This is a genomic window from Paenibacillus pabuli NBRC 13638 (genome assembly GCF_001514495.1).
Classification (GTDB): domain Bacteria; phylum Bacillota; class Bacilli; order Paenibacillales; family Paenibacillaceae; genus Paenibacillus; species Paenibacillus pabuli.
Genome location: NZ_BCNM01000013.1, coordinates 1 through 12528 on the forward strand (window position 1 = coordinate 1; position 12528 = coordinate 12528).

Here is a 12528-nt window from a genome sequence, read left to right on the forward strand (position 1 = left end):
GCTTCCCTGCTTTTGTGAATTTCTAAGAGCTTTTACAAGGGGAAGTGTCTCTCAATCTGCTCAATATCATCTTTTTCTAATTCCCATCCTAAGGCATTTAGATTATCAACGATGTGTTCCTGGCTCGCAGCTTTCGGGATGGTGACTAGTCCTTGCTGTCTTAAAATCCAGTTTAATGCAACTTGATATGCTGTTTTACCGTACTTGCCTCCAATAATGTTAAGTATATTTCTTTCTATTGATCCGACTTCAGGAAAACCTTTCATACCCAATGCATGGATATGAGGAGCAAATCCAAATGGTGAATATCCCATAATTGTGATCCCATTCTCTTCTGCAAAGGGTAAAATCTGATGCTCTATGCTTCTATCGTTTAAATGATACGGTACTTGATTACATACCAAAGGTACATTTCCTAAATGGAACTGAGCTTGTTTCATTAATTGAAGGCTAAAGTTGCTCACCCCAATATATTTGACTAATCCCTTATTGACTAATTCAACCATAGCCCCCATCGTCTCTGAAACATCATGTTGTTGACTAGGCCAATGCTGTAAATACATATCAATATGGCTTGTTTTTAAGCGTTCTAAACTTGCCTCTGCCGCTCTAAGGACACCTTTGTAAGAACAATTTTTTGCAGAGACTTTAGTCACTAGAAAAACATCATCTCTAATGCCATGGATGGCTTGACCAACAATTTTCTCTGCGCCACCATTCCCATATTCTTCAGCAGTGTCAATCAGAGTAAGTCCATTCCTAATACCAAAACGCAGCGCCTCTACTTCCTCTTTTTCTTTCTGCTTATCTTCACCATATTTCCAAGTCCCTTGACCTATAACAGGAATGCTTACTTCCGTGTTACCTAACTTACGATATAGCATCTACAAAACCTCCTAGCAATAATGAAAACCTATTCATATCCTAACACTTAGATCAGAGAGAAAGCATAGATCAAGGACTTCATTTTACAACATATTTTTTCGATATATTATGTACAGACTTTTATCTTGAATTTTAACTATTAAAGTTATGGGAGCTGTAAATTGATGTGTTGAGGGGGAAATGCAGTGAAAACAAAGATGTTATCCATACTAAAAATGAGATCTTTGAGAACAAAGTTAGTCACTCTATGCTTGGCTATACTAATTGTGCCCATGATCGTGATAGGGTTCACTTCGTATACGGTTTCGAAAAATGAAATGAATGAATCAGGCAAGGCAGCACTTGAAAATAGTGTGAATATGGTTATTGGTATGATTAACCTCCTTAATGAGCAAGTAGAGAGCGGAGATTTAACATTGGAGCAAGCACAGGAAAAACTCCGCGTCGAACTGCTCGGTGAAAAAAATGCAGATAATAAGCGGCCTGTAAAAAGTGAATATACTGTAGGGGAAACAGGATATCCTTGGGCAGTTGATAAGGGCGCTCATTCCGTGATGAATCCTTCAAATGAAGGTCAGGATTTGACAGATGTCGTAACGGAAGATGGCGTGTACTTGGGAAAAGAGCTTGTTAACATTGGTTCAGCCGGAGGGGGATTTATCACTTACAAGTGGACTCTACCCAATACAGGTGAAGTAGAAACGAAAGTTTCATATGCTAAAATGGATCCACATTGGGGCTGGATCATCGGTTCAGGTGCATACTTAAGTGAGTTCAACAGCGGTGCAACGCAAGTTCTTTATCTTGTAATATTGGTTACGGCAGTTGCAGTAGTTCTCGGATCCGTTATCGTTAGCATCGTCTCAGGGCGTCTAACGAAACCTATCCTTAAGATTGCAAAGCGACTGAAGTCAGTTGCGGACGGTGATCTGACTGTTGAAGAAGTCAACATGAAGTCCAAAGATGAAATAGGTGAGCTGTCTAAAGACTTTAATGAAATGATTAAGAACATGAGATATCTTATTAGACAAGTCGATCTCTCCACAAAGCAGGTGGCTTCATCCTCCAAAGAATTGAACCTTGGAGCAGAGCACACCAGTCAAGCAACTGAGAATATTACCATTTCGATCCAAGAATCCGCTGTCGGCGCACAAGAGCAACAAATGATGCTTCAAAGCACAACCAACTCACTCGAGGAAATATCAATTGGTATCCAGCGAATAGCGGAAAGCTCATCAACTATTGCTGATTCTTCTGTTGATGCGATGGAATTGGCGAATATAGGTAGTACTGCCATAGAGCACACGGCGAAGCAAATGAACCTGATTAACCATTCCGTTAATGAAACCGATGTAGTCATGAGGATGCTTGATGAACGAAGCCAGCAGATCGGTACGATGCTACATGCCATTACGGATATCGCAGAACAGACTAACCTTCTGGCTTTAAATGCTTCGATTGAGGCTGCCCGTGCAGGAGAAGAAGGCCGCGGTTTCTCCGTAGTTGCTGCTGAAGTGAGAAAACTTGCTGAACAATCGAATCAGTCATCCGGACAGATTTCCACGTTGATTCAAGATATGCGTACAGATATAGAGCAATCTCTTAAAACGTTGGAACGAGTTAAACAGGACGTCGACTCAGGTATACAGATTGCTAGTGAGACAGAACAACAGTTCAACAAAATTGTGGAGTCCACGAACTTTATCGCGCAACAAACGGAAGAACTCGCCAGTGTTACACAGCAGATAACGGCAAGTATCCAGGAAATAACTGCGGGTCAAGAGCAAGTCTCCAATCTTGCGCTTCAAGCTGCAGACAACTCCCAAAATATAGCTGCATCTTCAGAAGAACAACTGGCTTCAATGGAGCAAATTACGAGCCTAGCCACAACCTTGTCGGACATGTCACAGCAGTTAGAGCGTTTGACTATCCAATTTAAGTATTAATCTCTAAAATGCAACTGCACTTGTAGTTATGAACTAACCTAAGTTAATCGAACAAAGGCAGCCGATCACGTCGGCTGCCTCCTTGTTTTTATTGAGTTATCGTTTCCTGTTCGCTTAAAGAAATATCGCTTTCTGTTTTAATATTAATAAATGATAACTAAATCAGTTCCTGCTTCCGCTTCAAATACCCGTACAACACAATTCCAGATGCCGCACAGATCACAGCACATAAACCGATGAATCCATACCCCGCCTGAAGCCCCCGCAGTAGCCCCAGATGAGTGGTCGGACCATACGCATTCTTCACACCCTCAATCACCCAACCAATCACATAGTTACCGATGACACTACCAATCCCCATCAGGGTAACCGTGAACGTAATGGCGGTGTCACTGCCATTCGGATATCTGCGTGCGATAAATGCCATGACCGTTGGATAGATCATCGCAATACCCGCTCCTGATACGGCAAAGAAGAATGCCAGCCCCTCTCCGCCTGCAATGGCGACAAACGTACATACCGCTGAAAAAGCAGAGAACAGAATCAGCGACAATACGAATCCGATCCGGTCCGTAAGCGGCCCTAGCAGCAGCCGTCCCAACGAGAAACTGAGGAAGAACGCAGATAGCAGCCCAGATGCTTTGACCGTGTCCCAGGTATAGGCTTTCTCCAGAAAGTTAACGAGCCAACCCCCAACCGCCAGTTCCGATACCACGCCAAAAGAAAGAATGAGCACCATCAGCCAGAGGGCTGGATCACGTGTTAACGTCTTCATTGAAGTCCGATCTTCATGAGGAAGATCATCCCCCGGAAACTTGCTGCGCAGCGCCGCAATGATCGGCAGCAGACTGAGCGACAGCATCACCAGATACATTCCGCGCCAGTCCAGTTCGTGACCAAACACGTGTAACGACATCACACCTGTCGCCAGCAAAGGCGCTACCGTTGAACTCAACCCATAGAAGAAATGGGAGAGGTTCATCATCGTGCCTGTGTTCTTCACAAAGATCCGTGCACCCAGAATCGCCAAGGCAATCTCCAGCATGCCGTTTCCGATGTACATGAAGAAGTATGATGAAGCAAAAAGTGGATAGGTATGCGACACATAAATGAACACACCCGAGAGAATCATCGATGCAAACGATATGATGCTAACCGCCTTGATTCCCCATTTCCGGACCAGGATGGCGGTGAAGGAGCAGGCAATCAGGTAACCCAGTGCGTTCAGGGACAATAGCGTTCCAAGCTGTTTCTCATCCAGATTGAAGTCGAATTGAATGCGTGGGATGGCCGGTCCTTTAATATTTTCCGATAGGCCAAACACAATAAAACCAATAAAGATCGTCGCCAGTTGCATGGCATACAGTTTGTTGAACTTTTTCTTGTTTCCTTCTGTACCTGCTTGCTGATTCAAATTAAGTTCCTCCATTGTGTTCAGAAAAATGATTACACTTGCCACTCCGATGACAGAACAACCTTCCGATCACTGTTATCCCCAGATTTTTTTGATCATTTGTAAAGGTTAAATTCCGGGGATAAAGGTGCACGCTTCGCTTCTTCAGGTTATTTCTGTCCTCTCCGTTATCGTGTAAATTTTTTTGCTTAACTTCATCAAAGTTGCTACCACTGCTTCTCAATAACCTGAATGCGGTAGGTCAGGCTCTCCAGCGTAACCGCGACTAGCCCAGTCACATATTCGCGCCGAGTGTCTCGCTGGATGATTAACTCAGGCATATGCTCCTGCGGAATCATTCGATCCAGACAACCTTGTGTTAAGCCATCCCGCATCGCCGGGTCCATCGTATCCCCTGTTACCACAATCGTCGCCGGGTTAATGATCGCGATAATGGATACCAGCGTCTGTACCACCAGTTCCTGCAACCCTTCGGTCGTTTTCAACATCCGCAGCTGCTCTTCCCGTGACACGCCAAAAGGTAGAAAAGATACCTCGCCCCCAAATTCCGTGTTCCCGGTCAGGGGACGACCATCAATAATAAAGCCCGCACCCGGAAAATGGTTCTCAGGAAACGTAACCACCGCGAAGTTCTTCTCTTCTTCAAATTGCTGTTGGTTATACAGCCCGTAGACGGTCAGGTTCATATCGTTGCCAATGACTACTTCCACGTCGTCATACTGCTCTTTAAGCCTTGGCCCAACCGGTTGACCCGCCAGCTCTGATACATCACAGATGCCAATTACACCGTTGTGTGCCACCCCTGGTATCCCAATGCCAATGGCCTGCACATTGTGGTGTTGTTCGATCAGGTTTGCGATCAGATCCTCTACCACCGTTACATTGATCTCATCCAAAAAGAGTGTCTGTTCGTCCTCCATCTCTCCGTTCAGATTGGCATATGTATGTGTGATCGAGTGAATGCCGCCCTCCGTACGAATAATCAGACACAGCACACTCGCGTAGTCCGCATTGAATTGATACCGACTCGCCGGTCTCCCCCCACTCGATTCATCCGGGCCCAGATCGATAATCTCACCAGTTTGGAGTAATTCGTTAAGGATCGTGCCGCAAGTGGCAACGCTGAGTTTCGTCAGGTTTGCAATGGATGCCTTCGTGCCCACGCCCATTGATCGGAGTGTGTTCTTCACCAATTCAATGTTGATCCGCTTCACCTGTTGGGTGTTGTGTGATGTAGGTAACATGGTTAGTTGTATGCCTCCTTTCTTGCTTTTCGAACCATTCAATGAATGTTTTTAAAAGTATTTTAATAATTGAAGTTTAGGGGGATTTGTGGGGAAAGTCAATGCTTAATTCAGAGCGAAAAACGTTTGGATGGAAAGGCAAAAAGACAGTTCAAGATCATCTTGTGTGATCCTGCACTGTCCTTTAGTTGAGGTGGTTTTATGTAGACTGACTCATTTGATGGGCCAAGATGCTCTTCTCCAGTCGGACTTTAAATAGCTTTCGGTTCAGATCCTGTTCCACGGAATGAAGGTGATATGCTGCTTGTTTCACGGTATCCATCTCTAGCACACCTGCCTGCTTCGCGATGATGTCCATGGCGTCCAGGATGAGTTTGTTGCATGTGACCAGTTGGTTGACGCAATCGTCTTCCTGTTGGACAAGTTGTGCGTACTGCAAAGCGAGGTCTTCACTGTTGGTACTTGTCATGTCACCACTCCTTTCAAAGAGAGGATAACATAAAAAGAATAGGTAGTTGGTACGTGATCACGTACCAATTGTCAGTACAAAAAATCATATCCTTAGATATATTAGAAACCAGGATTTCAAAATAAAAATAATAAATCCCCTTGAAATAACCTTGATTAATATAAGTCTATGTAATCTTTGTATTTAAGCAATCATGTTTGGGCCTGTGAGATTAGGATTATCCATTTCAATATAGTTCTCTGTTCTTCTATCTAATTTTAAGTGCGAGCAGAGATATTCTAATTCCACCTCAAAAAAAGAACTCTCCAAGCTCTGAAAAAAATCATGCTTGATCTTGGTCAAGTCAAAATAGCCTTTCTTAGATAAATTTCTATCTAAAGTAGTATTTATTTCTTCCGCTAGAATGTTTCGAAGCACACCTACCTTATCATCAGAGGGATCATAAGCTAAATAAAGTCTCTTTACAGTTTCTCGAAGTTTTCTCCTATCCTCTCTAACTTTGTATAAAACATTTGCATACATTTCATTTAGATTAAACAAATTAAAATAATTGTTAACTCTCCTAACTGAATCTTCATGGTTAGCAAGTAATTTAATCTGCATAATAGTATTACACTCATTATCGATTTCGAATTCGAAATAATCGGCAGCTTGGTGAAAATAAGGATGAAACAACGGCAATAACAAATTCGCTTTCTTGATCCTGTCATTACAACCTGTACATGAAACGACGAGGTTAGAAACAAATATTGAAAGTAGGGGGAACCTCGATTTAGGAAAAAAATGATCAATGGAAGAATGAGCAGCATGTCCTATCCATTGTATATCACAGTATGGACATATTTTCCTAATAGTTCCCATCTTATCTCTCAGATAAACTTTTAGTTCTAAATTACTTTTATAATCTGGAATATATTCTTGTCTAAAAATCTTAGAATCCAATAAACTTTCATAAAAGTAATCAAAAATCTCTCGAATCAGTGTTGAGTTTTCAGGTAATAATTCAGGTGGTGTAGGAACATCACCATCTATTAGACATGAATACCTAGTTGTTAAACTATCATAATACATCTTAATAATATTTTTTTGTGAACATTTAGCAAGCGATACGATTGACTCTTTTAGATTAGTTACTGCTGCCACTCGACCAATCTTACTTTCTCTATTAGATACTTGCCTTTTCAAATTCTCACTGCTCTTGTTAGAATCAGAATTCAATACTATCTCAAAAAAATCGGTTAAGAATTCCTGAATTCCACGCTCTACCTCTATAACTTCATCAGGTATAGTCAGTCTCCACATGTTACTTCTCCTTTTCAAGTTGTTGCTTAATACGCAAAAACAAAGAAAATTTTTCGTCTGAATCCCCAAGATCATCATATAAGCTTTTCGCAAGATCGATTCTCCCATTATCAATCAGTTTATTTATTTTAGAAATTGTATTGTTTGTGAAGTCTCCAAGGTGATTATCTAATTTGAATACTTCTCTTAGTATTTCTTGTGGACTCGTACCTAGCGTTTGTTCATTAACACTAAATTGTTCCACCTTTCCTTCTTCATTTTTTCGCAACCCAATTATTGATTCATTTGGGACATCAGCGGCTATTAAGGGGGAATGTGTGGCAATAATAAAATGTGAATCATATTTACCAAAAATTGATTTTATCATGTTTAAATATTTTTGAATCCATCTAGGATGTAAGTGAGTCTCTGGCTCATCTAATAACACTATTGAGTTGTCACCTATCGCTGAAATTAATTTAAAAAATCTAAAAAACATGCTCAGTTCACCTGAACTCAACTCGTTAAGGGGTACTATATCTTCACCTTTTATAAAACTCAATGATTTTACTAAGTTTATCCCTCCATCTAAACTCGCTAGTCTTTTAACATCCGATAACCATGCACTAGGACCACCTTCATAATCCTCTAACATCTCCGGATGGAGAAAGTGTCTACCATTAGTTCTCTTGATTCCCAAAAATTCGCGATGAAAATATTGCAATTTGTCCAACAAGTAATTTATTTCCATAAGGTTCTCATCGCTTTTCATTCTTTCATAATTCTTTTTTATATAGTTTTCCGCTTGTATAAAACTAATTTGTATTAGAGGGAATTCTACATAACCAATTTCATTTAGCAATTCATTTATTCCTGATAATTTTCTGCCATCTTTATGAAAAAAAGTTTCAAGTATCGGAATACAAACTGAGGATAAGGATGCTACAGGACCAAATTGACCTTTTCCTAAAGTGCCAAGATAAATATACTCAGGTCCTAAATTATTATCGCTAGGCAAGTTATGTTTGTAAGGCTCAAATGCAGCATATGAAGAAACTATAATTTTTGAAGGTTTTTTCACACTATTAATACCTAAATGAGATATAAATTCTTCAAATTCATCAATTTCATATCGTAGATAGAAGGGGGTCTTTATATGTCTGATATATTTCTGATCTACGAAAATACGTGATAAAAATTTCATTATAGATGTCTTACCTGTTCCATTTTCTCCAACAAGAATGGACACTGTCATTTTTCCAAAATAATATTCAGAATTCGTCGGGAATTTTAATTCAAAATTTTTTAATCCACCTAATTTTTCTATCCATATTTCTTTTATCTGCATGTATAGTCAACTTCCTTCCCGCTAAATAACACTACCAACACTGGAAAATAAAACATAATTTAATTTGGAAATGATTCTACACTAACAAAATGAATGGTTATGACACATCTAAGATAATTCTCTCCTTAATCTAATTAAAATTAACTTTCCTCAAAAATCAGTTTTAAAATGTGCTCATTTTCTTCATAATCTTTACTGTTTAAAACGTGATATTTATCATTGTTCAAATTAATTATATTGTCTATCTTTACGTCTTCATACTCTCTTTCATCAAAGCCTAATGTAGATAATACCAATTGGGTATCTTTGGTTATGTCATTAAATATAAATTCAAATAGGGCTTTTTCCTTAATCTCGTCTGACTCTACATTATTAGGGCTATCTAAGATTAAAGGAAATTTTATAAAATTTTGATTTATGGAATTTTTAATTTTTAATAGATTAAAATACCAAATAATAGTTGCAATAGCTCTGTTACTACCTCTTGCCTCATAATTTTGCGTTATGTTTTTTATTTTTTCATCACCGATTTCCTCTAATCCAAATTTAATCTTTGAATCTGTCATATATTCCTGATAAAATACATTCGCCTTCTTTTTTTGATCATTGAACTCTTTAATTTTTTTATCATATATACTTTTTTCTGTCTCGTTCAATTCTATCTTACCCAGTAGAACTCCCATTTCTCGAATCATGTTTTCTTGAGTTTCGATATATCCCATATGTTTTATTGAATTAGAAATGACTGATTCGTTCATGTTTAAACTCTTCTCATATGTTTCTAATATATTTAATAAATTTCTATATTCCTCTTCTTTAATATGAAGCTTTCGATTGACTTCAATCATTAAACTGTCAAGTTCATCTTTCAAAATAAAATAATCTTCAATCTTATTACTACTTCTGATTCGAACATCAAGTTCATCAACTTCTTGTGTACATACCGGACATCTGTTGCTATGAGTTTTACTATAAATTTTAGTTTCTTCTGATTGTTTTGTAGAGAGATCAGCAATACTTCTTTCTAAGTCAAATTGATCGTTCCTCAATTTCACAATACTATTCTTAATTTTCTTTAATTTTAATACTATATCTGAATATTCTTCTTTTTTTCTTTCAAGCTCTATTTTTAGTGAATCCAATTCAATAGGAGCATCCAACCCTTCTAGATATTTTTTCACTCGAATAAGCATGTTTTCGATAATTAACTTTTCATCTTTATACTTCTTGTCCTGTTGTTTTAACTCCTCGATCTTTCTTAATAGACTATAATACTGATCATTAAAGATACCGAAATGATTATAAATTACATTTTCCTTATAATCTGCGTATTGCCCTAAATTCTTAAATGAAGAGAACTTAGTCCCGTTCATTTGATCTTGATCTACATAATTTAATAAATAACTATATACAGGAGGTGTTATCTCAAGAGTTTCTTGTTTTCTATTTGGTAGTTTCACAGAAAATCCGTATATTTCGGCTAGATATTCTGACAATTCTCGACGGTTAACTGTATTAAATAATTTTATGAGTTTTTCATTATATATTCTAAAAAGTTCTCCACTTCTATAAACCAAAAATCTCACATCATCCACATTAATATCTAAAAGATATGTTTTTTCAATAGCAGACCATTTACTATCGAATATACTGTCTGCACCTAATGTGTGATATACGCTTTTCAATATCACAGATTTACCCACATCATTTCCATTTGTCTTATCAGATGTTATGACGTTGATTCCTTTCTTAAAATCCACCCTTTTTGCTAATCTATTTCTATATTCAAATATGTATAAAGTGTTAAGATACAAACTCTTCATAAACTCCCTCCTCAAACCTTTTTAGTGTAAACAGTACCAACATTTTAAATTCTACATATTTCATTTCGAGCAATTTATAACTTTCCAACGATTCGCAAATAAACTCAACTATTTCCCAATCTTTTTTAGGTAACACAGAAATGTTCTCCTCTATGAAACAAACAATTTTCTGTTCTAAATTCCTCATACTTTGGTTAGATGATAAATCAATTACAATTTGGTTTAGAGCTTGCTTAGACTCAAACCTATCTTTGAAATTCCCACTATAGCGGGCATCAATGAATTCTTTAATCTTTAAGATTGATACATCCGTATTATCTTTGTACTTATTGAAGATCTTAGATAGTTCTGCCTTTCCAATTCCTTTCTTTTTCAAAATTTCATCGTACGTTGATAATTCAAGTTCGAATGATGCTTTTGTTGAAATTTCGGAATAGAGGATTCTATATAGAGAGTTGATTTTCTTAGGTTCAGTATTAAAAACTGATTCAAAGAAAAGAGACAACTCACCTATTAAAGTTTTTTCAGGATTAATTAAATCCATATTCGTCCTGATATAGTAAGCATTCTCAAGTCTCAATTCCTCTTCCTTTGATAATTCGTTTTTCAATGCTTCCCTAATTTTTGTTATTGCTTTTTCATCCATATTTACAAACGAAGTAGATTCACATGTGTTATGGACTTTTTTACCATCATTAATAGGTGCATTCGATACTATTGCAACAACTACATTATCAAATTCTGTTTGATCATCGGCATATTTTAAAGTGTATAATTTACCTAAAATGGAGCGTCCAACCTTATCCTTTTTGATAAGTTTATTAACAGTATTAGCTGTATGATCATTACGAGTTTTCAATTGATAAAATTCATAGTTCTCATCTAAATGAATTTCAATATCGCACTTATAATCAAAAACTACTGTAAAATCAATATGAGTTTTATACAATTCAAGTATTTTTTTCAAACCCCATAACATTTCATTCCTAAACCTATTTTTAGACATTGATCCTGATAAATCGTAAGGCTGATTCATATAGCTATACAAGGTCACGAAATTACCTCCATTCTTATAATTATCTATCTTTTTAAAATCACAAAATTAAATCTAATACTTCATTCATCACTTTTGATTAAGATGGTTACTAGTATCTTAACAGAAAGTCTTAGTTTCACTTGTCACATTGTGTCGAAACAAAGACTTGACTTTATTGTGATATAGTAATTGATACCTACAAAACTATACTATTGAGAGGTGCCAGTTTTTTTAGCTCCCCATCTCAATGTCCTAAAGACCTTCCCCTCATTGACAACCCCTTCAAAAAAGCCTATCCTAATAACGAACCAATCATTCACTATTAAGGAGTCGTTCCCGATGGTGCAAGCCAAGAAAGACGAAGTCAGGAAAGAGATTGAATACGCAGCACTCAAGGTCTTTTTTGAAAAAGGATATGTGGATGCCAAGATGAGCGATATCTCGGATGAGATCAATATTTCCGTGGGCAATATCTATACTTATTTTAAGAACAAGAAAGAACTATTCTACGCCGTCGTGCCTCCGGATCTGGTGGATTATCTTAAAAATGTACTGGTGGAGACGATTCACTTCGATAACCAAACCTTGTTCGAGGAAACGGATAGCGAGCGAAAGTCGGCGCTGTTACAGGAACAGGTGGACGTATTACGGAAATACCGGAATCAGATCGTTATTATCTTTGAAAAGAATAAAGGCACCATCTACACCAACGCCAAGAATGAGCTTGTCGAGCTGATGATCGAAACAAAAAAAGCCTATCTAAAAAATCAATATAAACGATATGAGATTGGCACCGAGGAAAATTTGATCTTGCTGAACATCCTCGCACACAACGTGATCGATATGAATCTGGATCTGTTGAAGCGGGATATGAGTGAGGACAGCCGCAAGCAAATTTTCGAAGCATTGTATGTATACAGACTGTACGGCATGAAGAGTTTGAACGAATAACGGTCTAAAGGCCCATGTCTACTGAGACCATAACGCGTCACACAGCGTGCAGATCAGATCAACTCCCCTTGATTTGCACGCAAAAAAAACTTCATCATAGATCAGCCTATTTTTTTTGATCTAAAAATGAA

General features: G+C 37.8%; 10 protein-coding genes. 2 read left to right on the forward strand and 8 right to left on the reverse strand.

The window, feature by feature from the left end; translation table 11 throughout:
- Positions 1-32: 32 nt before the first annotated feature.
- Positions 33-884: an aldo/keto reductase gene (locus PPA03S_RS17795; protein WP_062324741.1), complete on the reverse strand. Its 852-nt coding sequence runs from the start codon at positions 882-884 to the stop codon at positions 33-35.
- Positions 885-1070: 186 nt separating this feature from the next.
- Here PPA03S_RS17795 and PPA03S_RS17800 point away from each other — a divergent pair, with 186 nt between their 5' ends.
- On the forward strand, positions 1071-2831 hold the full coding sequence (locus tag PPA03S_RS17800; protein ID WP_082704207.1) for a methyl-accepting chemotaxis protein: 1761 nt from the start codon (positions 1071-1073) through the stop codon (positions 2829-2831).
- Positions 2832-2988: 157 nt separating this feature from the next.
- Here the strand turns inward: PPA03S_RS17800 and PPA03S_RS17805 are convergent, their stop codons facing one another.
- The 7 genes from PPA03S_RS17805 to PPA03S_RS17835 all read right to left on the reverse strand — a co-directional run bounded on the left by PPA03S_RS17805 (position 2989) and on the right by PPA03S_RS17835 (position 11446).
- The gene (locus PPA03S_RS17805) at positions 2989-4188 is read right to left on the reverse strand and encodes an MFS transporter (protein WP_157284251.1); all 1200 of its coding nucleotides are present in this window, start codon (positions 4186-4188) and stop codon (positions 2989-2991) included.
- A 263-nt stretch (positions 4189-4451) separates the two neighbouring features.
- Positions 4452-5489, reverse strand: coding sequence for an ROK family protein (locus PPA03S_RS17810; RefSeq protein ID WP_062324743.1), 1038 nt, complete (start codon positions 5487-5489; stop codon positions 4452-4454).
- A 199-nt stretch (positions 5490-5688) separates the two neighbouring features.
- Positions 5689-5958 (reverse strand): hypothetical protein, encoded by a 270-nt coding sequence (locus PPA03S_RS17815; RefSeq protein ID WP_062324745.1) that lies wholly within the window; start codon positions 5956-5958, stop codon positions 5689-5691.
- Between the two features lie 183 nt (positions 5959-6141).
- Positions 6142-7260, reverse strand: a complete 1119-nt coding sequence (locus tag PPA03S_RS17820; RefSeq protein WP_062324748.1) for an HNH endonuclease — start codon at positions 7258-7260, stop codon at positions 6142-6144.
- Position 7261: 1 nt separating this feature from the next.
- On the reverse strand, positions 7262-8587 hold the full coding sequence (locus tag PPA03S_RS17825) for an AAA family ATPase (protein ID WP_062324749.1): 1326 nt from the start codon (positions 8585-8587) through the stop codon (positions 7262-7264).
- Positions 8588-8727: 140 nt separating this feature from the next.
- Complete coding sequence (locus PPA03S_RS17830) at positions 8728-10410, reverse strand: hypothetical protein (protein WP_062324751.1); 1683 nt, start codon at positions 10408-10410, stop codon at positions 8728-8730.
- Positions 10391-11446: a dsDNA nuclease domain-containing protein gene (locus PPA03S_RS17835; RefSeq protein WP_068964163.1), complete on the reverse strand. Its 1056-nt coding sequence runs from the start codon at positions 11444-11446 to the stop codon at positions 10391-10393. The genes PPA03S_RS17830 and PPA03S_RS17835 overlap by 20 nt, the downstream gene beginning before the upstream one ends.
- Before the next feature lie 339 nt (positions 11447-11785).
- Here PPA03S_RS17835 and PPA03S_RS17840 point away from each other — a divergent pair, with 339 nt between their 5' ends.
- Entirely contained in the window at positions 11786-12397 is a 612-nt protein-coding gene (locus PPA03S_RS17840; protein WP_062324755.1) for a TetR/AcrR family transcriptional regulator, read from the forward strand.
- Positions 12398-12528 lie beyond the last annotated feature (131 nt).

What these genes read in the sequence shown, in the direction of transcription:
- PPA03S_RS17795 (WP_062324741.1), bottom strand. Translation starts at nt 884, where the DNA reads ATGCTATATCGTAAGTTAGGTAACACGGAAGTAAGCATTCCTGTTATA.
- PPA03S_RS17840 (WP_062324755.1), top strand. Translation starts at nt 11,786, where the DNA reads ATGGTGCAAGCCAAGAAAGACGAAGTCAGGAAAGAGATTGAATACGCA.
- PPA03S_RS17830 (WP_062324751.1), bottom strand. Translation starts at nt 10,410, where the DNA reads ATGAAGAGTTTGTATCTTAACACTTTATACATATTTGAATATAGAAAT.
- PPA03S_RS17825 (WP_062324749.1), bottom strand. Translation starts at nt 8,587, where the DNA reads ATGCAGATAAAAGAAATATGGATAGAAAAATTAGGTGGATTAAAAAAT.
- PPA03S_RS17805 (WP_157284251.1), bottom strand. Translation starts at nt 4,188, where the DNA reads ATGCAACTGGCGACGATCTTTATTGGTTTTATTGTGTTTGGCCTATCG.
- PPA03S_RS17810 (WP_062324743.1), bottom strand. Translation starts at nt 5,489, where the DNA reads ATGTTACCTACATCACACAACACCCAACAGGTGAAGCGGATCAACATT.
- PPA03S_RS17835 (WP_068964163.1), bottom strand. Translation starts at nt 11,446, where the DNA reads ATGAATCAGCCTTACGATTTATCAGGATCAATGTCTAAAAATAGGTTT.
- PPA03S_RS17815 (WP_062324745.1), bottom strand. Translation starts at nt 5,958, where the DNA reads ATGACAAGTACCAACAGTGAAGACCTCGCTTTGCAGTACGCACAACTT.
- PPA03S_RS17820 (WP_062324748.1), bottom strand. Translation starts at nt 7,260, where the DNA reads ATGTGGAGACTGACTATACCTGATGAAGTTATAGAGGTAGAGCGTGGA.